The sequence below is a fragment of the Micromonospora citrea genome (assembly GCF_900090315.1).
Taxonomy (GTDB): Bacteria; Actinomycetota; Actinomycetes; order Mycobacteriales; family Micromonosporaceae; genus Micromonospora; species Micromonospora citrea.
Genome location: NZ_FMHZ01000002.1, coordinates 422052 through 445528, shown reverse-complemented (window position 1 = coordinate 445528; position 23477 = coordinate 422052). Strand labels below are relative to the sequence as shown.

The following is a 23477-nucleotide window of genomic DNA, read 5'->3' as shown; positions in this document are numbered from 1 at the left end:
CACCCGAATAGGAACAGACCTTGCCTAATGGGCTTCTACGGTGACGCCATGACGAACGACAGCACGATCGCCCCGTTCCGGATCGAGATTCCGCAGGCCGAACTCGACGACCTTCAGCAGCGGCTGGCCCGGACCCGGTGGGCGGAGGAACTGCCCGCGGACGGTTCGGCGGCGCCGGCGGCGGGGCCGGTGCCGCCGGGCTGGGAGTACGGCGTCCCGGTGGGTTACGTCCAGCGGCTCGTCGAGCGGTGGCGCACCGGATACGACTGGCGGGCCTGGGAAGCGAAGCTGAACGCGTACCCGCAGTTCACCACGGAGATCGACGGCCAGAACGTCCACTTCCTGCACGTCCGGTCGCCGGAGCCGGACGCGACGCCGCTGATCCTGACGCACGGCTGGCCGACCACGGTGGTCGAGTGGCTGGAGGTGATCGGCCCGCTGACCGACCCGCGCGCCCACGGCGGCGATCCGGCCGACGCGTTCCACCTGGTTGTCCCGTCGGTGCCGGGCTTCGGCCTGTCCGGGCCGACCCGGGAGCGGGGCTGGGACCGGTACCGGGTGGCCCGGGCCTGGGCCGAGCTGATGCGCCGGCTCGGATACGACCGCTACGGCGCCGCCGGCAACGACGGCGGTTCGCTGATCTCGCCCGAGGTGGGTCGAGCCGACCCGGAACACGTCTGCGGCGTGCACGTGACGCAGGTCTTCTCGTTCCCGTCCGGCGACCCCGCCGAGCTGGCCGGCCTCGGCGAGGAGGAGCGCGGCAAGCTCGCGTTCGCCGAGTGGTTCACCCAGCACCGGGGCGCCTACGACAAGCTCCAGTCCACCGAGCCGCAGAACCTGGCCCACGCTCTGGCCGACTCACCGGCCGGGCTGTTGGGATGGCACGCCCAGCTGCTCGGCGAACAGCTGGATCCGGACTTCGTGCTGACCAACGTGATGCTCTACTGGCTGACCGACACGGCGGCCTCAGCGGCCCGCTTCTACTACGAGGACGCGGCGGCGGCGCCGGTACAGCAGAAGTCGAACGGCCGGGGGACCACCGTGCCTGAGCCGACGACCGTGCCTCTCGGCCTGGCCAACTTCGCCTGGGACTTCCAGTCGATCCGGACGTTCGCCGAGCGCGACCACCAGAACATCGTCTCCTGGAACGTCTACGACCGCGGCAGCCACTTCGCCGCGCACGACGCCCCTGACCTGCTCGTCGACGACATCCGGCAGTTCTTCCGCAAGGTCCGCTGAGCCCGCACCCGTCCTTGACACCACACGTGTCGACGAAAGGAAATCCCCCATGTATCTCGTCATCGGCGCCACCGCCCACTTCGGACGCCAGACCGTGGAGGAACTGGTCGCCGCCGCCGCGCCGGTGCGGGCACTGACCCGCACCCCCGAGCAGGCCGCGCTCCCGGACGGCACCGAGGTCGTCCACGGCGACCTGACCAAGCCGGAGACGCTGCCGGCTGCGCTGGCCGGCGTCGAGGCCGCGATCCTGGTGTTGCAGTACGGCATGGACGTCGCCCCGCTGCTGGCCGCCGCGGAGGCGGCCGGCGTGCGTCGGCTGGTGTTCCTTTCCTCCGGGGCCGTCGTCCCCGAAGCCGAGCCGCAGCCCGACGTCATCGCGCAGTACCACCGCGACGTCGAGCGGGCCATCGAGGCCTCCGGCCTGGAGTGGACGTTCCTGCGACTGCTCTTTCCCGCCATCAACTCCCTGACGTTCGGGATGCAGCTTCACGGCGGCGACGTGATCCGTGCGCCCTACACGCAGGCGGCGTTCAGCGCCGTGCACGAACGCGACGTGGCCGAGGTGGCCGCGCGGATCCTGACCGGCGGCGGGCACGACGGCAGGGCCTACGACCTGACCGGCCCAGAGTCGCTGACCCAGGCGCAGCAGGTCCGGATCCTCGGCGAGACGCTCGGACGTTCGTTCACCGTCGAGGACCTCGACCCGCAGCCCGTGCTGGAGCAGATGAGCCAGTTCATGGACCGCCAGTTCCTGACGGCGCTTTTCCGGCTGATGGCGGAAGCCGTCGGCAAGCCCGCGCCAGTCAACGACACCGTCGAGCAGATCACCGGACACCCGGCGCGGACCTACGCCGAGTGGACCGCGGAGCACCGGGCCGACTTCGCCAACTGATCGACGTGGCAGGGGCGGCGAACACCGCCCCTGCCACACGGATGGAAGGGAAGACCGGGCAGTGGCACCGGTACTGCGACAACGAGAACTGGGCCGGTCCCTGCTGGCCCGCCAGATGCTGCTCGAACGAGCCGACACGACCATCGAGGAAGCCGTCACCCACCTGGTCGGGCTGCAGGCGCAGGCCCCGTACGCGCCCTACTTCGGGCTCTGGAGCAGGCTGCGCAGTAGTGACACCACCGGTCTGGCGAACGCGTTGATTGAGCGCCGCCTGGTCCGCGTCGCGCTGATGCGCAGCACCATCCACCTGGTCGCCACCGCCGACTACCGCTCGCTGCGGCCCTGGGCACAACCGGCGCTCGAGCGGGAACTCGACACCGCGCACAAGACGATGTTGGCAGGGGTGGACCGGCAAGCCGTGGCGGAGGCGGGCGAGGCCCTGCTCAGCGCACGGCACCTCACCCCGGCCGAGCTCGGGGCATCGCTGCGGAGGCGGTGGCCCGACCGCGATCCCCGCGCGCTCGCCGCCGTCGTCCGCAACCTGGTGCCGCTGGTTCAGGTGCCGCCGCGCGCCGTCTGGGGCATCGGCGGCGCCACCCGGTACGCGACCGCGGCCACCTGGACCGGCGTCGAGCCCGCCCCCGCCGCCGACCCGGAACACATCGTGCTGCGCTACCTCGCCTCGGTCAACGACGTGCAGACCTGGGCCGGCCGCACCCGACTGCGTCCCATCCTCGAGAAGCTGCGGCCCCGACTCGCGGTCTTCCGCAACGAGTACGGGACGGAACTGTTCGACGTTCCGGACGGGCCACGTCCCCACGCCGACGTTCGGGCGCCGGTTCGCCTCCTGCCCGAGTACGACAACCTGCTGGCCTCCCACGCCGACCGCACCCGCGTGATCTCCGAGGAAGCCCGCAGACGAATCACGACCCGCAACGGGATGCGCGCCACGTTCCTGGTGGACGGGCAGGTGGCCGGAGCGTGGAAACTTCGTCGGGCCAAGCGGCGGGTGACGCTCGACATCGACCCGTTCCGTCCGCTGAGCGCGGCCGAGTGCAACGAGGTCGAAACCGAGGGTGCCCGGCTGCTTGCGTTCGCCGCGCCCGACGCCGGACACGACATCGACGGCACATGCCGACGATGACGTGAACTCCCGGTCGTTCAGTGCGAAGAGCAGCGCCGGCCCCCATGCCGCTGGCATCGATGACTATGGTGATCGGGTCGGTCGAGCCCATCAGTCGGGTCGTAACTCGAGCTCCGCCGGAGGCCGCACCCGTGCGGCAGGGACCCGGTGTCGTCGACGGCCAGCAGACCCACCCGGTCACGCACCCGCCGCCGCGGCTCCGACCGGCGAAACCGAGGCCGGATCCATGCGTGCAGCCGGTCCAACTCCGCGTGCCGGAGGCCAACACCGACATCCGTCACAGGAAGACCAACGAACGCGAGCCGAAACCGCTTCCCCTACTGCCCTCGCGGTATCAGGGCCGGTGCGCTTGCGTCAGCAGGCGGCGCAGCGCGGTCGGCGTGTGGCCGACGTGGGTACGCACGGTGCGGCACAGGTGCGCCTGATCGGCGAAGCCGAGGTCCGCGGCGAGTACGCCAAGCTGAGCCTCACCTGCCTCCAGACGATCGAGGGCCCGGGCGACGCGCACCCGGTTGCGATAACGGGTTAGCGACACCCCGAGTTGTCGAGTGAAGGCCCGGCTCAACCGATACGGCGAGGCGTTGAGCAACGCCGCCAGCGGCAGTAGGCCACGGGCGGCGGGATGGTCATTACGAATCGCGTCACGGGCTGCCGCGACGAGTGCGGTGTCCACACCATGAGCGGCCTCGCCGCCTCCGCCAGGGCCGGCAACGGCTTGGGTTACCGCGGCATTGATCAGACGCAGGAGTTCTTCGGTGAGCGCGTAGTCGACGTCGCCCACGCGAGCGGCGCCGAGAATCCGCCGGTGGGCCAGGTCGAGTTGGGCGTCAATGTAGACAGTCGACGTTTTCGCTCGTTCCGCATCGCCTGCCAGGGATCGCCACAGCGCCGGGGCGAGGGTGACCGAGGTGCAGACGTCGCCGCCGGCAGGATGCGCGAAGCGCTCCTCCTCACCGGGTACGGCGAGATAGGCGACGGTGGGGTCGAGGTCAGTGCAGACACCGCCGGCTCTTCTGCTGAAACTGCCCCGGCGCACGATGACGACCCGGAAGCTGTCGTGCGACTCCGCCGTGGACCAGTTTCTGTGGTCGTCTCGGCACGTCACTGCGGTCACGGTGAACTCGGGTCGAGCAGCAAGATCAACGAACGAGAGCACCGATCGAACCTAAACCCAGGGTCCGACATCGTCGCCTGCAAGGATCTTCAAGACCCTGGGCGTCGACCGGACGAAGCTGTGCGTGAACCTGCGGCTCGAAGGAGTTATCGACATGCCCGCACTTGCACAGCTCACGACGGTCGTCATCGACTGCCGTGCACCCGGATCGCTCGCCGAGTTCTACCGGACGGTAACTGGCTGGGAGACCACATACAGCGATGCGCACACCGTCTACCTCGGCGGCCCCATTCAGCTCGGATTCCAGCGCGTCGAGGGCTATCAGCCGCCGAGTTGGCCCGACCCGGCGAAGCACGCCCACCTCGACTTCAAGGTTGCCGACGTCGAACACGCCGTCAAGGAACTGCTCGCCGTCGGCGCGACCAAGCCCGAGTTCCAGCCCGGTGGCGACGAATGGGTTGTGCTCGCCGATCCCGAGGGGCACCTGTTCTGCCTGGCTGCCGGCGACTGAGTCCCGGTCGGCTGCCATACCGCGTCCGTAGGAGTAGGAGAAATGGCGTCAATCAGCAAGGAAATCGTGATCGGAGCTAACGCTGACGAAGTCTGGAAGGTGATCGGCGACTTCGAAGGGGGCCCCGTCCGCATGGCACCCGGCTACGTCGTCGACACGCACCTCGACGGAGATCACCGCATCGTCACGTTCGCCGATGGGGTCGTGGCTCGCGAACGGCTCGTCTCCGTGGACCCCGACGCTCGGCGGATCGTCTACGCAGTTGTCGGAGGCACCCTGAGTCCGGCCCACGACAACGCCTCCATGCAGGTCATCGCCGATGGCGAGCACAGCTGCCGGCTGGTCTGGACACACGACGTCCTGCCCGACGATCTCGCCACGCCCATCGGAGCAGCCATGATCCACGGCATGGAGGTCATCGAACAGACGTTGGCACCTGCGGCGGCCTGACGGACGCTCGGAACTATCTGTGATGTCGGTGGCATTGGACGGAATTCGTCTGCTCGCCCCTCTTCACAGCCCGCCCCTGGGCATAGCCACCTGTCTGGATCGACTCCTGTGGGAGTAAGCCGGCCAGGGATGCGGTGTTCCGCTGACGGCACCTCTGTACTGCGATTCTTGCCGTAGGGAGGTGCCGTCAGGGTCCGTGTCGAAGTCTGGTGGCCGGTCGCCCTTGGAGCCCTTGGCCAGCCGGTGGGCGCCTTGGTCGGCCTTGCTCGGGATCGTCGCGGCAGGCGATGGTTGGCAGGTGGTCCATCTTGAACAGGAACTGAACCCGACGCCGCGCCGGCGCAGATACTGCCGGTTCGCTCTCGACGTGTACGCCTCGTCGGCCAGGACCCGGTCCGGATCCTCGGGCCGACCGCTCGGCGGGAACTTGGATCCTACGGTGTTTCCGCTGATCCATCGGGCGTTGCGCCTGGTGAGGAGGGCGCCATCGAGCTAGCCCTCGACCGGGTGGCCGGACTCCGGAGGGTCTTGTCCCCCGTGCGAGCTACCCGCAGGTGTCCACCTCACGGTGACGATTGTGGCGGCGGAACTCCATAGGTTTCGTTGTGTCCGCGGCGCTCCGGTCGCGGTCTGCGAAGGAGTCATCATGCGCCTCGTCAAACAGCTTCTCGCCGTCGCCGCCGTCGCCCTCGTCGGCGGGCAGGGCGTCGCCGCCGTCGAGGGCAATTTCTTCCTCACCTTGATGATCGGCGCTGTGACGGCGGTGCTGGGTGTGGTCGTCTACCGGTGGGTCGTGCGGCGCACCGAGCGCCGTGCGCCGACCGAGCTCGGCCAGGACGGCTGGGACGGGAAGCTGGGCCGAGGGACGCTCATCGGCTTCGCCATGTTCGCGGCCGTCGTCGCCAACATCGCGTTCCTGGGCGGCTACCACGTCGAGGGCTGGGGCTCGCCGACGGGAGCGCTGGGTCTGCTCGGGCTCATGGCGGCTGCCGCGGTCACCGAGGAGTTGCTGTTCCGGGGGGTGCTGTTCCGCATCATCGAGGAGCGTACGGGCACCTGGATCGCTCTCGCCCTGACCGGCGTCGTGTTCGGCGCGATCCACCTGGCGAACCCGGACGCCACCCTGTGGGGGGCGACGGCCATCGCTATCGAGGCCGGGTTCATGCTGGCCGCCTGTTACGCCGCCACCCGGAACCTGTGGGTGCCGATCGGCCTTCACTTCGGCTGGAACTTCGCCGCCGGCGGCATCTTCAGCGTCGTGGTGTCGGGCAACGGCGAGTCGAAAGGGCTGCTCGAGGCCTCGACGTCGGGGCCGGTCGCGCTCAGCGGCGGCGCTTTCGGGCCGGAGGGCAGCCTGTACGCGGTGCTGGCCGGCGTGGTGCTGACCGTGGTGTTCCTGTGGCTGGCCAAGCGCCGCGGGCACATCGTCCCGCGCCCCACGGCGCAGGCCACGGCAACCGCTACAGTCACCCAGTGATCAAGCTCCGGAGGCTCCCGGATCTGTGGCGGCAGTGGCCGATCACGGTCCGGGATCTCCCGATCGCGCTGGCCCTGGCCCTCGCGGCGGTGGTGCCGGCTCTGGAGCGGCAGGGTACGCAGCTCGGTGACCTCCCGGACCGCCCGTACGACGCGCTGACCGTCGGTGTCGTCGCCCTGGAGTGCCTGCCGTTGGCCGTACGCCGTCGGTGGCCGGCCGCCTGCCTCGCGCTGGTGTCGCTCGGCTTCGCGATCGACCAGCTCCGCGGCTACCACACCGTCGCGGGTACGGGACTGGCCATCGCGCTCATCAGCGCCGGCGCGCACCTGGAACGGCGCCGCTGGGTCGTCGCGGGTCTCGCCTCGGCGGCGTACGTGCCCCTGGCGATCTCCCTCGACCGGCTCGGCTCGGGTGAGGGCGTCGCCGGGTTCACCACTTTCTATCTGTTGCTGGCGCTCGCGTGGGGCATCGGGGCGTGGCTGCGCCAGAACCGGGCCGCCGAGGCGGAACGCCGCCGCCATGTCGAGCAGGCCACGCGTACGGCGGAGCGCACGCGCATCGCCCGGGAGCTGCACGACGTCGTCACCCACCACGTGACGGCGATGGTCGTGCAGGCCGAGGCGGCGCGCTACCTGACGGGCGCCCCGGACAAGCTGGACCAGACCCTGACGGCGATCACCGGCACCGGCCGCCGGGCCGTCGGCGACCTGCGGCAGCTGCTCGACCTGCTCAACCCGGATCACCGCACCCGCGATCCGCGTACGCCGTCCGTCGGAGACCTGGACGCCCTCGTCGACCATTCCCGGCAGGCCGGGCAGCAGGTGGAGTTCGTGCGGGAGGGCACGTCGGGGGCGGCCACCGGCAGCGCCGAGGTGGCGGCGTACCGGGTCGTGCAGGAGGCGCTGACGAACGCGCTGAAGCACGCGCACGGCAGCCGGACCAGGGTTCGCGTCCACCACGGGGAAGGGGAGACGACCGTGGAGGTCAGCACCGACGGCTCCGGATCCGGTAGCGCGTCCCTGGGCGGCAGCGGGCGCGGCCTCGCCGGGCTCCGCGAGCGGGTCACCGCCCTCGGTGGCGACTTCAGCGCGGGCGCGCAGGCCGGCGGCGGCTTCCTCGTGCGGGCCCGGATCCCGGCTGGGAACCCGTCGTGACCGCGCCGGTCCGGGTGCTGGTCTGCGACGACCAGGAGCTGATCCGCGCCGGATTCGCGACGATCATCGACGCCCAACCCGACATGGAGATCGTCGGCGAGTGCGGCGACGGGCGCGCGGCGGTCGACCTGGCCGCTCGGCTCCGGCCGGACGTGGTGGTGATGGACGTCCGGATGCCGGTGCTCGACGGCATCGAGGCGACCCGCCTGCTGGCCGGCGCCCGGGTCCCCGAGCCGGTGAAGGTCCTCGTGGTGACGACGTTCAACCTAGACGAGTACGTCTACGAGGCGCTGCGTGCCGGCGCCAGTGGCTTCCTGCTCAAGGACGCCCCACCGGCCCAACTGCTCCACGGCATCCGCACGGTGGCGACGGGCGCCGCGCTGCTGGCCCCGGAGGTGACCCGGCAGCTGGTGGGCAGATACGCGGCCCGCATCCGCCCGGCCGAGCGCGACCCGGACGGCGGCGCGCTGACCCCGCGCGAGCTGGAGGTGCTCCGGCTCATCGCGGAGGGCCTGTCCAACAGCGAGGTCGCCGCGGCCCTGGTGATCAGCCAGGAGACGGTCAAGACGTACGTGTCCCGCATCCTCACCAAGCTCGACCTGCGCGACCGGGTGCAGGCCGTGGTGTACGCGTACCGCCGGGGCCTGGTGACCTGAGCCTGAATCCACCGGTGGTTGGTGACGTGGGCGTGTCGGCGCTCCCAGCTCAGGCAGGTCTCCTGGCTGGGCCTCGTCGTTGATACGTGGATCCCTCCACCATGTGGCGGAGGGATCCACGTATCATGCCAGCATCAGGACCAGCCGAATCGCGTGCTGCACTCGTAAAAGACGTTGCCGCCGGTGTCTGTGCAGACCGTGAGCTGGACGCTCCTCTCATCGGTAATCATGTTGGACGACGTGCTCGTGCAACTGCCGTCGTTGCCGGTGTCTCTAACGCTGGCGATCCTGTTGCCGTTCGCGTCCCTCAGAAGCACAAACGCCGCAAAACCATCCGACTTGATGTCGCAAGCCGTGATCTCTTCCGCACCGGTCCACCCGGCCACGTCCGCGTCGAACCAGCCCTTGGCGCCGCCATCGGGCGAGTATGTCCAACTGATGTCGGCGCTTGCGTGCGCCGGGGCCGCAACGGCCAGCGACGTGATCACCGCCACTGCCGACATTCCGAGTGTGGTAACGGCCTTCTTGGTGCCTTGAAATTGTCGCATGGCGTCCCTTCCCCGTTGGTAGGCCTGCAGCTGAGCACCCTCCACTCAGATTTGGCCAATCCCATTACCATCGTACTCTTAATGTGATATGAGTTGATATTTAATGCGATGGCTCTTATGCGCCATCTCAAGGGGCGTTTCGGCGATCTTTGATCTGATCTACGGGTTGCGTCTGGTTGAGGGCCTTCCATCGGGTTCGTTATGCGTGGCGGCCGTCATCCAGGGTGGTTTATTGCTGGCCGAAGGCCTTCAGGAAGGCTGCGGTGTCGAGGAACTCGGTGTTGTCGACGATCTGGTCGCCGTGGATACGCATGATCTGCGCCCCTCGGTTGCGGTAGACGCCACCGGCGAGCAACGGTGCTTCCATCGTCCATGTGGACACGACCTCGTGGGGATTCAGCAGCGGCCGGATCTGCCAGGTCATCCTGACCTCGCCGACGACCATGAAGAAGAATCCGATGCCTTCGACGATGCCGTCGCGACCGTGGATCTCGCCGGGCGGGGTCACGGGCATCCGCGAGATCGCGTCGGGTGCCCATACGGCGGCGAAGGCGTCGAGGTCTTTGGCGGTGAGGGCCCGATACAGCGCCTCGGCGGTGGCGATGGAGCGCCGCCGCTGGCCACCGGTGTCAGCGCTGGCGAAAGCAGGCGCCAGCGCCGCGCCGAGCACGGCACCGCCCGACAGAGCCAGGGCGGCACGCCGCGGAACTCGCCGGCCAGTAGTCATGATCACGTCCTCATGGTTGTGGGACTGTCCGGTCAACGGCCGCGCGGTGTCGCGGCGGCGATTATCAAGACGAAGGGGCAGGGTGCCCGGTTGCATCGCGGTTGATCGTCACTCGCTTCGCGTCTGGGAACCGGACGGGCAGAATTCGGCCCCGTCGTGCCAACTCGCATGGCACTTCCCGCCCCTGTTCGCGCCTGGTCAGCGCCCATGAGGCACCAGTGTCGGACGCGTCGGCGTCGCTCGATCAGCCGCAGTTGCCCCAGGTGTAGCGCCCCCCGGCCGCCGACACACCCGCGTACGGGTTTGCGATGGCGCCCCAGTACTGGGCACACATACCCGCACCGCGGGCTTTCACCGACTCCCAGTGCTCGGCGTAGTCGTCGCGCTTCTCGAACTCTCCGCTGAACTGTAGCCTCAGGTTCGCAGTGACCGGCGATGCCGTTCCGTGGTAGGCCGTCTTGCGGGTCACCACGCAGTTGTAGCCGTTGCTCGCGTTGTAGGTGAGGATCACCTCGCCCCACGTCGTGCCGTTGCTGGTCTTGACGGCTCGCACACCGTCGCTCACGATCCCGTAGCCGGAGCCGCAGCCGTAAAGGACGGCCTCATTGCGGGTGTGTGCGTACGCGGGGGTGGATTGGACGGCTACCAGCGCGGTGGCGCTGACGACGAGTGCCGCCGTGGTGGTCGTGATCCGGCGCCCGGTCGCGGCCATGGTTGCGCGCCGCCGGTGAATCGCCGTGGCGCGCGAGCGGTTCGAGTCGATGAGCATCTGATCTCCCTTTGCTTGCATGGGACTCACGCGAGGTTGACGCGTGTCGGGCCACTGCGGACCGAGCCTGCCAGGGCGGCTTGAGCCGAGGCTATTGTTTAGCCAGTGCTAAATGGTCAGAGGAGATGGCGGTCGTGCCGGTGAGGATCAACTTGACCACGGCCGACGTCGCCCGGGTCCGGTTCGCCCTGTCACCACTGTCCGAGACGATCCTCGGGCTGCGTGCCGCGGTGCGGCCCGCCGGGCATCCCCTGCACGAGCCGTGGCTGCGCCGCGCCCATGCCGAGCTGCGCCGGGAGCCCGAGTTGCCGTTGCTGCGCACGGTGCTCGGTAGCTATTTGCTGCCGTCGTTCCTGATCCCGGTGCCGGAGCAGCGGGCGCCGAGCCTGGCCACCGAGCTCGACCGCCTCGCGGCAGTCGACCCGGAGTTCATCCGGGTCGACTGCGTCGACGCGCTGGGGGAGCGGGCAGCCGCCGGGCTGCCGCCGGTGCCCGTCCTGCTGCGCCGGGTCCTGGCGGCGGTCCGGCGGTGCCACGAGCGGCTGATCGAACCGTACTGGGTCCGGATGGGGGCGCTGCTCGACGCCGACCTCGACCGGCGGGCCACGGCGCTGGTCGATCGTGGCGTGGAGGGCCTCTTCGCCGACCTGCATCACGACATCGCCTGGTACGAGGGCGAGCTGCTGGTGCGCCCCGATTGCACCGGCGACGCGCGTGTCGACGCCTCCGGCAACGGGCTGGTGCTGCTGCCGTCGGTGTTCGGCTGGCCAGATGTGTGGGTCGACCATTCGCCGGTGACCGCCGCGTCCATCCACTACCCGGCCACCGGCATCGGGCTGCTCTGGGAGCAGCCGCCCGGGTCCACCGACGGGCTGGCCGCCGTCCTCGGCCCGACCCGGGCAGCCCTGCTGGACCTGCTCGCCCTGCCGTCCACCACTCCCGGCCTCGCCGCACGGCTCGGCATCACCCCGGGCGCGGTGTCCCAACACCTCAGCGCGCTACGCCGGGCGGGCCTGGTCGCCACAACGCGACGCGGCCGGGAGGCACTGCATCTGCGTACGCCACGGGCCGCCGTCCTCTTCGGCACCGAACCGGCAGACCGGTGAACACGCCATTCGGGCACCGGCGCGGCCCTGCCACGAAGACCGCTTCGTCGGCCGGTAGGAATGCTTCCAGTCGCAGTCCTGCGATGGTGACGTCGGTGGCGGTGCCGAAGTAGGTGAGTGTGGTGATGAGCCGTAGTCCCCGATTGTCCGGCTCGTTCGTGCGGAGCTGTAGCGGTACCGCGAAGCCGAGGTGAGGTGGCGGGAGTTGCCGTGGACGCGGAGGCGCCATGTCGACGTTGTTCCGCGACGAGGCGGCGGAGCCGGTCGTTCGGGTTGCGCAGACTCTCGGCTTGGACGTGGTCGATGATGTGCCCGTAGCGGGCGACGATCACGGCCGGGTGCGGCAGGTGGCCGTGCAGGATGCGATCAAGGGCGGTCCGGACCGGAGCCAGGCGGGGTCGTGCAGGTCGGTGTGCGGGTACGCGGGCGCGAATCCGGCGGCGAGGAGTAGTTCGTTGCGTTCGGGGATCGGCACCTCCAGCGACTCGGCCAGCCGAATGACCATCGACCGGCCCGGGGTCGAGCGTCCGCTCTCGGTGAAGCTGACGTGCCGTTGCGTGGTGCCGGCCATCGCCGGTTCGAGTTGGCTGACGCGCCGGCGGGTGCGCCATTGCCGAAGCGCGTCGGCGGGTCCGCCCTTGGCTGACTCGATGATCACTCCTCCGGTGTAGCCGCTGCGGTGCCGGTCGGCGATTCCCTCCGGGGAATTGTGGCGGAGGGCTCGGCGCAGGAAAGTCGTGGTCGTCAAACGATCATCCACGATCGAAGGAGCATCATGGCTGACGCCGGTGGGCTCGCCCCGTTTCGACGGACAGGGTCGGAATGTCGATCTCACGCTACCTTGCTGGGCAGCGGGTTGATGATGGCGCTGGCTTTGTAGGCGGCGGGGCTGAGGTAGCCGAGGCTGGAGTGCCGGCGGCGGGTGTTGTGCCAGCTCTCTACGTACTCGAATATGGCTTGGCGGGCGGACTGCGCCGTGAACGATCGGCGAGGCCGCGGGCGCTTCTTACCCATGCTCTCCATGATGCTGGACATCCTCCTGGAGCCCTCCGGCTCCTGATCTCAGATGTCCGTCAAAGCGGGTCGGGCTCGCCGGCCCGAATGACCTGATCGACCGCTACGTGGCGGTGTGGGGAACCCGACCCGGAACGTCGCCGCGCGGCCATTTGCGAGCTGTGGTCCCCCCGACGCGGTCCATGTCCTGCAGCCGCCTCAGGAGATGCGACAGGCCGCTGAAGGGCTGGGGTTCGATCGTGCGGGATCAGGAGCGGACGAGCCGAGCGATGGCATCGGACGCCTCTCGCAGCTTGACGTGAGGATCCGGGCCGCCGGCCTTGACGGCCGCGACAACGCAGTGGGCCAGGTGCTCGTCGAGCAGCCTGAGCGCGACGCTCTCCAACGCCTTCGTCGCCGCCGAGACCTGAGTGAGGATCTCGAGGCAGTAGGCGTCTTCGTCGACCATCCGCTGCAGTCCGCGGACCTGTCCCTCGATGCGACGGAGCCGCCGCAGGTAATCGCCTTTGTCCTTGATGTAGCCGTGGCTCATTCCTGCCCGCCTTCCTGCCGATGCCCGAAGATACCGGGAGGGGGTACCGCAGGCAAGACCCCGGTTCCTCGGGGCTCCGCAAGGGAGATCCAGGGCGAGCACTTGACACCTGATACCCGTAGGGGGTACACATTCTGCCGTTACCCATACCCCCTAGGGGCAAGAGGAGTGATGGAGATGTTGCGCGAATCCAAGCGCTGGTGGGCCCTGGGGCTCATCGCGCTCGCCCAGTTCATGGTCATCATGGACACGTCGATCATCGGCGTCGCGCTGCCGCAGATGCAGGCCGACCTGGGCTTCTCGCCGGAGAACCTGTCCTGGGTGTTCAACGCCTACGTCGTGGCATTCGGCGGCCTGCTGCTGCTCGGCGGCCGTCTGTCCGATCTGTTCGGTGCCCGGCGCATGTTCAGTACGGGCTGGTTGATCCTGCTCGTCGGGTCCGTCGTAGCCGGTCTGGCCGGCAGCGTGGCGGTCGAACTGGCCGCCCGGGCCATCCAAGGCGTCGGCGCCGCGCTCATCGCGCCCTCGGCACTGACGTTGCTGATGATGCTCTTCGGCGCCACGCCGAAGGAGCTGACCAAGGCCCTGGCCCTGTACGGGGCAGCGGCACCGGCAGGCGGCACCGCCGGTGTCTTTCTCGGCGGGCTGATCACCGAGTACGTCAGCTGGCCCTGGGTGTTCTACATCAACATCCCGATCGCCCTGCTCGCCGTCCTCGCCACCCCGGCGCTGATGCCCGCCGGCGGCGCCAGCCGCGGTTCCCTCGACATCGCCGGCGGGCTCACCGTCACCGCCGGCCTGGCCGCCGCCGTCTACGCCATCGTGCAGGCGCCGGAGGTGGGCTGGGCCAGCGCCCAGACCTGGCTGGTGCTCGGCGGCGCGGTGGCGTTGCTCGCGGTGTTCCTGGCCATCCAGGCCGGCCGCCGTGAACCGTTGATGCGGCTGTCCATCTTCCGTACACCGAACCTCGGTGCCGCGAACCTGGCGCAGGTCCTGCTGGGCGGGGCGTGGATCCCCATGTGGTTCTTCCTCAACCTGTACCTGCAGCAGGTCCTCGGCTACAGTGCCTTCCCCAGCGGCGCCGCGCTGCTGCCGATGACCATCCTGATCATGATCGGCATGATCGTCCTCGCCCCACGGGCGATCGCCCGCTTCGGTCCGAAGGCCATGACTGTCACCGGGCTCGCCGTCCTCGCCGTCGGGATGGGCTGGCTGTCGCTGATCCGCCCCGATGGCAACTTCTGGGTCGACGTCCTGCCCGCCTCCCTCGTCGCGGCGCTGGGCATGTCCCTGGCCTTCATCCCCTCTCTGGGCACGGCGATCTCCAGCGCCCGCCCCGAGGAGGGCGGCCTCGCCTCAGGGATCGTCAACACCAGCTACCAGGTCGGGTCCGCGCTCGGACTGGCGGCGATGACCGCGGTGGCCGCGTCGTTCGGCGCCGACCAGCTCGGGAACCGGCCCGCCCTCACCGACGGGTTCTCCGCGGCCTTCCTCGGCGCAGCCGCCATCGCCGCGCTGGGCGCGGTGCTCGCCGCCCTCACCCTGCGCGCCGCCACCCGGCAGGAAACCGCCGCCGAGGCCCAGCCAGCTCCGATCGGCTGACCTCAGCGCACCAATCCGTCGCCCGCGGCACGTTCGGTCGGCTGGCCACTCTCAGGCCAGCCGGCCGAACACGTGTAGGTACAGGGGCGAACCACACCACGACGCGCGAAGGCGTGTCCGCCCCAGGCGAAGAGGAACTGGCCGTAGCTCATCTCCGCTGCATCAAGCGCCACCTCGCTCGAGAGGTGGTCGGAGCCCGGAGGTTTGCCGACAGCCGACAAGGTCGACCACGTTCACGCGCTGCAATCCGGTGGCCGCCGGTGCTGCTGGTCGGTGACGGTATCAACGACGCCCCTGCCCCGGCGGCCGTCGACCTGGGCGTCGCGAGGGGCGGGCGAGCTCTCGACCCGGCTGCGCACAGGGCCGACGCTGTACTGGTCTGCGATGACCTGACCGCTCTGCCGGCGGTCATCGCGTTGTCTCGCCGGGCCCGCCGCTTGGTCGTGGCCAAACTGGTCATCGCCGGCGCCTTCATCGCCGTGCTGGTCGCCGGGGGCCTGTGCGGCCCACCCACCCCTGCCACTCGGCGTGACCGGGTATGAGGCTCCACCGTCATCGTCGGTCTCAATGGGCCTCGGCCGCTGGCCGGCCGGGCCTGTCCGACCCGCCCGGCATGCTCGACCTCCACGTCGTCACCCCGGCCCGCCAGCAACTGCCCTGACTCCGGCCACGCCCTCGTGACCGGCCAACCACCTCCTCCGGGGCGTATCCGCGGCGGTGTCCAGGCGCAGCGGGCGGTACCCGTTGGCATCGAGCTGGGCGAGCTTGCCGTCGGTGTCGACTGAGTGGGCGCCGTGGAAGGGGCACGTTCTCGTGGTGGGTGGGCCAGTCGCGCCGAGCGCTTCGTCGTCGACGGCGCGGCCGCTGCCGTGTAGCGCGCCGACGGCCAAGCCGTGGCACTTCGCCCACCATCGGCGGATTACCAACGTCCCCGCTTGCGGATGACGGATGGCGGAATCGACCCGCAGTAGCTCAGGCGGGCTACGCACCGACCGTCCCACGTCGGTCGTGACAGGCCGGTTCGCGTGTGCCTCATGCGGGTGTAGGTGCTGATCTGGGCTTCGTCAGCAATACGCCCCGCGCCGCTGTCACCTCGGCGGGTGGCAGCGGCGCGGGGCGGTGGTTCGCTTCTTACTGGACGGTGGTGAAGCGGCGCAGTCGTAGGCTGTTGGCGACGACGAAGACCGAGGAGAAGGCCATCGCGGCGCCGGCGATCATCGGGTTGAGCAGCCCGGCTGCCGCCAGTGGCAGGGCGGCGACGTTGTAGGCGAAGGCCCAGAAAAGGTTGCTCTTGATGGTGCGCAGGGTGCGCCGGGAGAGCCGGATCGCGTCCACGGCGGCCATCAGGTCGCCCCGCACCAGGGTCAGGTCGGACGCCTCGATCGCCACGTCGGTCCCCGTGCCCATGGCAAGACCGAGGTCGGCCTGGGCCAGGGCAGCGGCGTCGTTGACTCCGTCGCCAACCATTGCCACGACCTTGCCTTCGGCTTGGAGCCGCTTGACCACGTCGACCTTGTCGGCGGGCAGCACCTCCGCGATGACCTGGTCGATACCGACCTCGGCGGCCACCGTTCGGGCGACGGTGGTGTTGTCGCCGGTGAGCAGCACCGGGGTCAGCCCGAGCGCACGGAGCTTGGCGATCGCTTCCTCACTGGTGGGTTTCACCACGTCCGCAACGGCCAGCACTCCCCGAGCAGCGCCGTCCCAGCCGACCACGATCGCGGTCCGTCCGGCGGCCTCCGCGGCGGCGGTGGCCCGCTCGATGTCGACCGGCACCTGCCAGCCCTGTTCGCTCAGCAGCCGCGGCCGGCCGACGAGCATGTCGTGACCGTCGACGGTGCCGCGTACGCCGAGGCCTTCGAGGTTGCCGAAGTCGGACACCTGTGGCAGCGTGCCGTGCTGGTCGGCGGCGGCGCGGGCGATCGCCCGCGCGATCGGATGCTCTGATGCTGCCTCGACGGCTCCGGCAAGGCGTACCAGTTCGTCGCTGTCCTGCCCGTCCACGGCGATGGCGTCGACGAGGGTCATCTGGCCGGTGGTGACGGTGCCAGTCTTGTCGAGCACCACCGTGTCGATCCTGCGCGTCGACTCCAGCACCTCAGGCCCCTTGATCAGGATGCCGAGCTGGGCGCCTCGGCCGGTGCCGACCAGCAGGGCGGTCGGGGTGGCCAGGCCGAGGGCGCACGGGCAGGCAATGATCAGGACCGCGACCGCGGCGGTGAACGCGGCGGTCAGCCCGGCGTCGGCGCCGATCCACCAGCCCAGGGTGCCCGCCGCGAGGGCGATCACGATCGGCACGAACACGCCGGAGATGCGGTCCGCCAGGCGCTGGACGGCCGCCTTGCCGGTCTGCGCCTGCTCGACCAGCTTGGCCATCTGGGCCAGCTGCGTGTCGGCGCCGACCCGGGTTGCCCGTACCACCAGGCGGCCGCCGGCGTTGACCGTCGCCCCGACCACCGCGTCCCCGGGGCCGACCTCGACGGGGACGGACTCGCCGGTCAGCATGCTGGCGTCGACCGCGGAGGCGCCCTCCTCGATCACGCCGTCGGTGGCGATCTTCTCTCCTGGACGTACGACGAACCGGTCTCCCACCGTCAGCTCGGCGACCGGAACACGGGTCTCCACCCCGTCACGAAGCACCGCGACGTCCTTGGCCCCGAGCTCGAGCAGGGCCCGTAGCGCCGCGCCGGCGCGGCGCTTGGACCGGGCCTCGAAGTACCGGCCGGCGAGGATGAAGGTCGTTACGCCGGCGGCGGCCTCCAGGTAGATGTTGCCCGCCCCGTCGCTGGGGCCGATGTCGAGGCTGAACGGGTGCGTCATGCCCGGCGTGCCGGCGGTACCGAAGAACAGCGCCCACAGTGACCAGGCGAACGCCGCCAGGGTGCCCATCGAGATCAGGGTGTCCATGGTGGCCGCGCCGTGGCGCAGGTTCGTCCATGCGGCCTTGTGGAACGGCAGCGCGCCCCACACCACGACAGGTGCGGCGAGGGTCAGGGACAACCACTGCCAGTTGGTGAACTGCAGCGCTGGCACCATCGCCATCGCGACCACCGGCACGGACAGCGCCAGCGACACCCACAGCCGGGTCCGCAGCCCGCTCAACTCATCGACCGCAGGTGCCGTCTCGGCGGGCCCCTCGCCGGGCGGCTGGGGCGGCGTTGGCAACTGGGCGGTGTAGCCGGTCTTCTCCACGGTCGAGATCAGATCGGCCGGCGTCAGGCCGTCGGGGAAGGTCACGCTCGCCTTTTCGGTGGCGTAGTTGACCGTCGCCGTGACCCCGTCCATGCGGTTGAGCTTCTTCTCGATGCGAGAGGCGCAGGAGGCGCAGGTCATTCCTCCGATCGACAGTTCGATCTGATTCGGCGCCACCTGCAAGCGGTTACCGACGGATGTCATGTCGATTCTCTCCTTACCCGTGGGTGTGGCCCGGTGCGCCGTGCCCGGCGGACGTGGTGGGCGCCGGCGTGGCGGCACCCGACGCGGTTCCGGCCGGGATGGCCTGTCCGGCCACCGCGGTGAACGCGACGGTGCGGACCTTCCCTGCGTGCTGGAAGTCCAGGAACAACCGGTAGGTGCCGGCGGACGGGACCTCCGTGTGGAAGGTGACCTGTGGCCCGGCTGCCGTACGCCCGTCGCCGGGGGTGCCGTCGGGGTGCACGTGCAGGTACGCCAGATCACCGTCGCGCAGCGCCACCAGGTGCCCGTAGGCGCCGAGGTACGGCTCCAGGTCGGTCACCGGCCGCCCGTCCTTGATGACCGACAGGGTCAGCGTCGAGGACCCGCCTGGTGTGAGGTCGCCGTCGAGGGTGACGGTGTATCCGTCAACGGTCGCGGTTCGGGCCGGGGTCGGCAGCGACGCCGGGCGGTAGTCGCCGGGCGCCGGCACGTCCACGCCGAGGGTCAGCCCGTCGGCGTGCCCCTCGGGCTGGAAGTCGGCGAATACCCGGTACTGCCCGGGCGCGGCGACCGCGACCGGCACCGACCAGGTGCCGTCGGCAGCCAGCGTCGGATGCAGGTGCTGGAAGCCGGACAGGTCCCGGCGCACCAGAATCAGGTGCAGATCCTTGTCGTGGCTGGTCACGTATCGGGTGACCGGGGCGCCGTCCGCGCCCAGCACTCGGAAGCGGAACTGCTCCGGCGCGCCCGTGGCCAGGGTCGTGGACACCGGCGCGAGCCGGTAACCATCCTGGGTCACCTGCAGGCCGGCCGGCAGCTGCCCACCCCTGCCGTCCTCCCCGGCAGCGTTGTGCTTCCCGGCGTGAGCGTTGCCGTCGGCGTGAGCGTCGTCGTGTGACGCCGGCGTGGCCGGGGCCGTCCCGGCCACAGCTCCGGCCCCCATGGCGGCCGTGAACACCGCCGCCAGACCCAGGGCGTACGCGCCCAGCTTCATCGAGGTTCGCATGACTACCTTCCCAGTTCGTAGCCGGCCTCGTCGACCGCCGCGGCGACGGCCGCGTCGTCAAGCGGCCGATCACTGATGACGGTCGCGGTGCCGTTGGTCAGATCCACCTGCACTTCCGTGACGCCCGGGATCTTGCCGATCTCCGACCCGACGGAGTTGACGCAGTGCGAGCACGTCATGCCGATAACGGTGTAGGTCTTGGTCTCCATGACGACCGTCCTTCCATTGGTGTCGATGACGATTGCGCCCCGACGGCCGGAGCCGCCGGCCGCTCGATGTCGACAGGTTACCCATACCCCCTAGGGGTATCAAGTCGGGGTTTCCGTGATCGGGACCACGCCCGGGCCCGACCCGTGCACGTAGCTCACAGCTCCAGTGGGTTGCCCGCCGCCACACCCCGCTTGAGGCGGACGAAGTCTCTTGGCGAGTTCACCGCCACCGCGCCGACGAGCAGGCCGTCGGCGGTGAAGCCCACCGAGAACTGGTCGTCCTCGAAGGTTCCGGTGACCAGCTTTGCCTCCTCGGCCAGCTGCGGCAGCCCGGCGATCTGAATCCGTGCGCCGTGTACGTTCGTCGCGAACGAGGGCACGTCTGCGAACGGCGTGGCGTGCTCTGGCCCGGCCAGCAGGTTCAGCGCGGCCGCGGCACCCTGATCGTTGGCGTTGGCCCAGTGCTCGACCCGGACCAGGGTGTTGCCGAACAACCGGTGTGGCCAGCGGGCCACGTCCCCGGCGGCCACGATGTCGTGCGTGCCCCGGGCGTGCAGAGTCGGCTCGCACACCACCCCGTTGTCGACGGTGAGGCCGCTGCCGTCCAGCCATTCGGTATTGGGCACCACGCCCATTCCGGCGACCACGAGGTCCGCCGGAATCACCTTTCCGTCCGCAAGCCGTACGCCGGCGAGCTGCGACGTGCCGTGAAAGCCGGTGACGCGCACGCCAGAGACCAACTCCACGCCGTTGCGACGGTGATGAGCGCCCAGCCAGCGGGCGGTATCGGCGCCCAGGGCGGCGAGCATGGGGAGCGGCGCGCTGTCGACGACCGTGACCGCATGACCGAGAGACCGCGCGGTCGAGGCGAACTCGCCGCCAATGAAGCCGCCGCCAACCACCACAACCCGCTGCTGGCGTTCGGCCAGGGCGGTGCGCAGAGCGAGAGCGTCTTCGAGCGTCCGCAGCGTGTGCACGCCGGCCGGGTGCTCGGCCAGCCGCCGCGGCCGGGCTCCGGTCGCGATGACGAGGCCGTCATAGGGCATCACCGTGCCGTCATCCACGGCCACCATCTTGTCGACGGTGTCCAGGCGCACCGCCGTCCTGCCGCGTAGCCAACGCCCGTCGAGCTCCTCTGCTCCGGGCAGGACGGCATCGTCGTCGCCTCGCAGAAAGCTCTTGGACAGCGGCGGCCGGTTGTACGGGTCGTGCGGCTCCGCACCGATCAGCGTCACCTCACCCGCGAAGCCCTCCCTGCGTAGTGCCTGAACGGCACGCAGCCCGGCCAGCGACGCCCCGACCACGACTATCTTCTCCACCTCGCACCTCCATGCGTCATACCCCCTCTGGGTAGGGGGCAGCATATACATGTAGGGGGAGGGGGTATGGGACGACCTGTCAGGCAGCAGGTGGTGGTGAGAGGGAAAACCCTTCATTTGCTAGGTTGCGAAGAGCTGCGCCCTTGACGTACGGTCGGGGACGCTTATACCCCTGCCCCGTATGAATGGGAGCGTGATCGTGAATACAGCCACGTACAAGGTCACCGGCATGACCTGCAACGGCTGCGCCAACAAGGTCAAGAACCTGCTCAGCGAGCTCGATGGCGTCGACGCCGTCGAGGTGGACCTGGCCGCCGGCCGCGCGACGCTGCGGGCGAGCCGTGGCATCGACGAGGCCAGGGTGGTCGAGACACTGGAAGAAGCCGGGTATGAGGCGGCTCGGGCCTGACCATGGCCCGGCCCGGGTCGGTGCCGCGCTCCCGCCCTCTGTCGGCAGCGCGGCGTCGACCTGGATACCGACCCGACGACCGCCGTCTCGCCGACGGTGAGACTGGCTGCAATACCCCCCGGGGGTTGGCTATAGTTGACGGATGACCCCACCCGCGCCGACCCCGACCCGGGGCTACACCGCCAGCAAGGACCAACTGCTCGCGCGACTGCGCCGCGTCGAGGGACAGGTCCGCGGCATCGAGAAGATGGTCGACGACGACCGCTACTGCATCGATGTGCTCACCCAGATCTCCGCCATCCAGGCCGCCCTGGACAAGGTCGCCCTCGGGCTGCTCGACGGCCACGCCCGGCACTGCATGCACGAAGGTGCGGCGGAAGGCCGCGCCGACGAGATGGCCACCGAGATGATGGCCGCCGTCGGCCGCATCATGAAGCGCGGCTGACCGTCAAGCGGCCTCGATAGCAGTGTGTCTCACATCGTGACGACGAGTTTCCCGGTCGTGTGCCGGCGGACGAAGTCGACGCATGCCTGAGCGCCCTGGTCGAGGGTGTAGCGGCGTCCGACCGTGGCCGGTAGTCCGCCACTGACCGCCAGCTCGCCGACCTCGCGCATCCCGCCGAAGGCGCCGTCCATGTCCAGCACGAAATGCAGGCCGACGTCGTCGCGGCCGATCCAGTCCTGCTGCGGTACCGGGTAGGTGATCGTGAGGAGGCGTCCGCCCGAGCGGATGGCGCCTGCGACTCCGGCAAGGTGGTCACTCGGCAGGGTCAGGTTGAGCGCGACGTCGACGTCGGAGGGGTATTCCGATTCCGCGTACCCGATGGTCTTGTCGGCGCCGAGAGCGCGGAGGGCGGCAGCGTCGGCGGCGGTCGCGGTGGCGATCACCCGCGCCTTCGCGGCGGCGAGCAGCGGGATGACCGCGGTTCCGACGCCGCCGGTCGCGCCGACGACCAGGACGGTTTCGCCGGGTTGCACCCCGGCGACGGCCATCAGTGCCCGTGCGGTCAGGCCGACGGTGGGCAGCGCGGCGGCCTGCTCGATGTCGAGGCCGGCCGGCCGGTGCGCCAGGAACGGGGTGTCGGCCTCGAAGACCGCGTACTCGGCCAGCGAGCCGGTGCTCAGCGACGGCCGGGTCGCGCCGGCCATCGCCCGCAGCGCCCGCGGCACGGCCTGGCCGAAGACCTCGTCGCCGACCTGATAGGCCGTCACGCCATCGCCGACCTCGCTGACCGTGCCAGCGAAGTCGTTGCCCGGCACGTGCGGGAAGGCCAGTGGCACGACATCACGGAAATCACCGCTGGGCAGCCGGACGTCCGCCGGGTTGATCGATGCGGCGGCGATCCGGACCTGGATCTGCCCCGGCCCGGGCCGGGGCACCGGCACATCCCCCACGGTGTATTCCTCGGGCGGCCCGTAGCCGGTCACGACGACTGCCTTCATGCGCTTCCTCCATAAACGGACCGAGCGGTCATGTTGCCGATCCCGAAGCTAGCAATAAGCGGACCGTGCGGTCAACTTGTTAGGGTGGCGACGTGACCACCACCCGCCCGTTGCGCGCCGACGCCGCCCGCAACCGGCGGCTGCTACTGGCAGCCGCCGCCGACGAATTCGCGGAGCGCGGCCTGGACGCCTCGGTCGCCGACATCGCCCGCCGCGCCGGCCTCGGCAAGGGCACCCTGTTCCGTCACTTCGCCACGAAGGACGACCTGCTCGCCGCGATCATCCTCGACCGGATCGACGAGCTCAACGCGGTGGGCGAACAGCTGCTCGACGCGGCGGACCCCGGTGCCGCGCTGCTGGAGTTCCTCACCGTCGCCGCGCATCAGCGACAGCAACGCGACCTGTCGTTCCTGCACGCTGCCGGCGAGCTGAACGCGGACGTGATCAGGGCCCGCGAGCGGATGTACCGGACAGTGCACGAGCTTGTCGATCGGGCTCGTGAGCACGGCGCCCTACGAACCGACGTCACCGGCGCCGACGTCATCCTGCTGATGTGCGCACCCAACTACGTCACCAGCTACGCGCCAGACGCCCCGCCCGACCTCTGGCGGCGATACCTCGCCATCATCTTCGACGGCCTACGCCCGGAAGGCGCCCATCCGCTTCCCCATCCGCCGCCAGTCGCCGTCTGACGTCGAGACGCGGGGCCTGATCGAGGCCGAGTTCGGCGGCGGTGCGCCACTTCGGCAGGAACGCCAGG

At 69.9% G+C, this 23477-nt stretch carries 26 protein-coding genes; 14 read left to right on the top strand and 12 right to left on the bottom strand.

The features are described 5' to 3' along the window. Positions 1-48: 48 nt before the first annotated feature. The 3 genes from GA0070606_RS02335 (at position 49) to GA0070606_RS02325 (ending at position 3275) form a co-directional block, all read left to right on the top strand. Entirely contained in the window at positions 49-1239 is a 1191-nt protein-coding gene (locus tag GA0070606_RS02335; protein WP_091107170.1) for an epoxide hydrolase family protein, read from the top strand. A gap of 49 nt (positions 1240-1288) precedes the next feature. Next, positions 1289-2131: an NAD(P)H-binding protein gene (locus GA0070606_RS02330; protein ID WP_091094837.1), complete on the top strand. Its 843-nt coding sequence runs from the start codon at positions 1289-1291 to the stop codon at positions 2129-2131. Positions 2132-2192: 61 nt separating this feature from the next. Further along, positions 2193-3275 carry a winged helix DNA-binding domain-containing protein gene (locus GA0070606_RS02325; RefSeq protein WP_218105946.1) on the top strand — a complete coding sequence of 361 codons (1083 nt, stop codon included), beginning with the start codon at positions 2193-2195 and terminating at the stop codon, positions 3273-3275. A 334-nt stretch (positions 3276-3609) separates the two neighbouring features. On the opposite strand, the gene GA0070606_RS02315 is transcribed toward GA0070606_RS02325, so the two are convergent. After that, positions 3610-4431, bottom strand: coding sequence for a helix-turn-helix domain-containing protein (locus GA0070606_RS02315; protein WP_091094834.1), 822 nt, complete (start codon positions 4429-4431; stop codon positions 3610-3612). Positions 4432-4513: 82 nt separating this feature from the next. Here GA0070606_RS02315 and GA0070606_RS02310 point away from each other — a divergent pair, with 82 nt between their 5' ends. The 5 genes from GA0070606_RS02310 (at position 4514) to GA0070606_RS02285 (ending at position 8637) form a co-directional block, all read left to right on the top strand. Then, positions 4514-4900 (top strand): VOC family protein, encoded by a 387-nt coding sequence (locus GA0070606_RS02310; RefSeq protein WP_245724540.1) that lies wholly within the window; start codon positions 4514-4516, stop codon positions 4898-4900. Positions 4901-4942: 42 nt separating this feature from the next. Further along, positions 4943-5350, top strand: a complete 408-nt coding sequence (locus tag GA0070606_RS02305) for an SRPBCC family protein (protein WP_091094833.1) — start codon at positions 4943-4945, stop codon at positions 5348-5350. Between the two features lie 646 nt (positions 5351-5996). Beyond that, positions 5997-6827 carry a CPBP family intramembrane glutamic endopeptidase gene (locus GA0070606_RS02295; protein WP_091094832.1) on the top strand — a complete coding sequence of 277 codons (831 nt, stop codon included), beginning with the start codon at positions 5997-5999 and terminating at the stop codon, positions 6825-6827. Next, on the top strand, positions 6824-7981 hold the full coding sequence (locus GA0070606_RS02290) for a sensor histidine kinase (RefSeq protein WP_091094831.1): 1158 nt from the start codon (positions 6824-6826) through the stop codon (positions 7979-7981). The genes GA0070606_RS02295 and GA0070606_RS02290 overlap by 4 nt, the downstream gene beginning before the upstream one ends. Further along, on the top strand, positions 7978-8637 hold the full coding sequence (locus GA0070606_RS02285; RefSeq protein ID WP_091094830.1) for a response regulator: 660 nt from the start codon (positions 7978-7980) through the stop codon (positions 8635-8637). The genes GA0070606_RS02290 and GA0070606_RS02285 overlap by 4 nt, the downstream gene beginning before the upstream one ends. Before the next feature lie 134 nt (positions 8638-8771). Here GA0070606_RS02285 and GA0070606_RS02280 read toward each other — a convergent pair whose 3' ends face one another. The 3 genes from GA0070606_RS02280 to GA0070606_RS02270 form a co-directional block, all read right to left on the bottom strand. Further along, positions 8772-9131 (bottom strand): hypothetical protein, encoded by a 360-nt coding sequence (locus GA0070606_RS02280; RefSeq protein WP_091094829.1) that lies wholly within the window; start codon positions 9129-9131, stop codon positions 8772-8774. Positions 9132-9414: 283 nt separating this feature from the next. Then, the gene (locus tag GA0070606_RS02275) at positions 9415-10008 is read right to left on the bottom strand and encodes a nuclear transport factor 2 family protein (protein ID WP_091094828.1); all 594 of its coding nucleotides are present in this window, start codon (positions 10006-10008) and stop codon (positions 9415-9417) included. A gap of 148 nt (positions 10009-10156) precedes the next feature. Next, complete coding sequence (locus GA0070606_RS02270; protein WP_091094827.1) at positions 10157-10681, bottom strand: hypothetical protein; 525 nt, start codon at positions 10679-10681, stop codon at positions 10157-10159. A gap of 152 nt (positions 10682-10833) precedes the next feature. On the opposite strand from GA0070606_RS02270, the gene GA0070606_RS02265 reads away from it, so the two are divergent. Continuing rightward, positions 10834-11787 carry an ArsR/SmtB family transcription factor gene (locus GA0070606_RS02265; protein WP_218105945.1) on the top strand — a complete coding sequence of 318 codons (954 nt, stop codon included), beginning with the start codon at positions 10834-10836 and terminating at the stop codon, positions 11785-11787. Positions 11788-12115: 328 nt separating this feature from the next. On the opposite strand, the gene GA0070606_RS32850 is transcribed toward GA0070606_RS02265, so the two are convergent. From GA0070606_RS32850 to GA0070606_RS02250, 3 genes are all read right to left on the bottom strand, one after another. Beyond that, entirely contained in the window at positions 12116-12535 is a 420-nt protein-coding gene (locus GA0070606_RS32850; RefSeq protein WP_218105944.1) for a helix-turn-helix domain-containing protein, read from the bottom strand. A gap of 83 nt (positions 12536-12618) precedes the next feature. Continuing rightward, positions 12619-12801: an IS3 family transposase gene (locus GA0070606_RS02255; RefSeq protein ID WP_091107166.1), complete on the bottom strand. Its 183-nt coding sequence runs from the start codon at positions 12799-12801 to the stop codon at positions 12619-12621. Positions 12802-13048: 247 nt separating this feature from the next. Continuing rightward, entirely contained in the window at positions 13049-13333 is a 285-nt protein-coding gene (locus GA0070606_RS02250) for a metal-sensitive transcriptional regulator (protein WP_091094825.1), read from the bottom strand. A 177-nt stretch (positions 13334-13510) separates the two neighbouring features. Between GA0070606_RS02250 and GA0070606_RS02245 the strand changes: the two genes are divergently transcribed. Together GA0070606_RS02245 and GA0070606_RS02240 are read left to right on the top strand one after the other, a co-directional pair. Then, positions 13511-14935, top strand: a complete 1425-nt coding sequence (locus GA0070606_RS02245; protein ID WP_091107164.1) for an MFS transporter — start codon at positions 13511-13513, stop codon at positions 14933-14935. Positions 14936-15195: 260 nt separating this feature from the next. Next, positions 15196-15477 (top strand): hypothetical protein, encoded by a 282-nt coding sequence (locus tag GA0070606_RS02240; RefSeq protein WP_176737199.1) that lies wholly within the window; start codon positions 15196-15198, stop codon positions 15475-15477. Between the two features lie 589 nt (positions 15478-16066). On the opposite strand, the gene GA0070606_RS02235 is transcribed toward GA0070606_RS02240, so the two are convergent. The 4 genes from GA0070606_RS02235 to GA0070606_RS02220 form a co-directional block, all read right to left on the bottom strand. Further along, positions 16067-18331: a heavy metal translocating P-type ATPase gene (locus tag GA0070606_RS02235; protein ID WP_091094824.1), complete on the bottom strand. Its 2265-nt coding sequence runs from the start codon at positions 18329-18331 to the stop codon at positions 16067-16069. Between the two features lie 13 nt (positions 18332-18344). Then, positions 18345-19337 carry a hypothetical protein gene (locus GA0070606_RS02230; RefSeq protein WP_091094823.1) on the bottom strand — a complete coding sequence of 331 codons (993 nt, stop codon included), beginning with the start codon at positions 19335-19337 and terminating at the stop codon, positions 18345-18347. 2 nt (positions 19338-19339) lie between these two features. Continuing rightward, complete coding sequence (locus GA0070606_RS02225) at positions 19340-19546, bottom strand: heavy-metal-associated domain-containing protein (RefSeq protein WP_091094822.1); 207 nt, start codon at positions 19544-19546, stop codon at positions 19340-19342. A 155-nt stretch (positions 19547-19701) separates the two neighbouring features. After that, the gene (locus tag GA0070606_RS02220; protein WP_218105942.1) at positions 19702-20865 is read right to left on the bottom strand and encodes an NAD(P)/FAD-dependent oxidoreductase; all 1164 of its coding nucleotides are present in this window, start codon (positions 20863-20865) and stop codon (positions 19702-19704) included. Positions 20866-21064: 199 nt separating this feature from the next. Here GA0070606_RS02220 and GA0070606_RS02215 point away from each other — a divergent pair, with 199 nt between their 5' ends. Both GA0070606_RS02215 and GA0070606_RS02210 read left to right on the top strand, forming a co-directional pair. Further along, positions 21065-21274, top strand: coding sequence for a heavy-metal-associated domain-containing protein (locus tag GA0070606_RS02215; RefSeq protein WP_091107160.1), 210 nt, complete (start codon positions 21065-21067; stop codon positions 21272-21274). 142 nt (positions 21275-21416) lie between these two features. Then, complete coding sequence (locus tag GA0070606_RS02210; RefSeq protein ID WP_091094821.1) at positions 21417-21719, top strand: metal-sensitive transcriptional regulator; 303 nt, start codon at positions 21417-21419, stop codon at positions 21717-21719. Between the two features lie 29 nt (positions 21720-21748). On the opposite strand, the gene GA0070606_RS02205 is transcribed toward GA0070606_RS02210, so the two are convergent. Then, on the bottom strand, positions 21749-22717 hold the full coding sequence (locus GA0070606_RS02205; protein ID WP_091094820.1) for an NADP-dependent oxidoreductase: 969 nt from the start codon (positions 22715-22717) through the stop codon (positions 21749-21751). 92 nt (positions 22718-22809) lie between these two features. On the opposite strand from GA0070606_RS02205, the gene GA0070606_RS02200 reads away from it, so the two are divergent. Then, positions 22810-23409, top strand: coding sequence for a TetR/AcrR family transcriptional regulator (locus GA0070606_RS02200; protein ID WP_091094819.1), 600 nt, complete (start codon positions 22810-22812; stop codon positions 23407-23409). Positions 23410-23477: the final 68 nt, after the last annotated feature.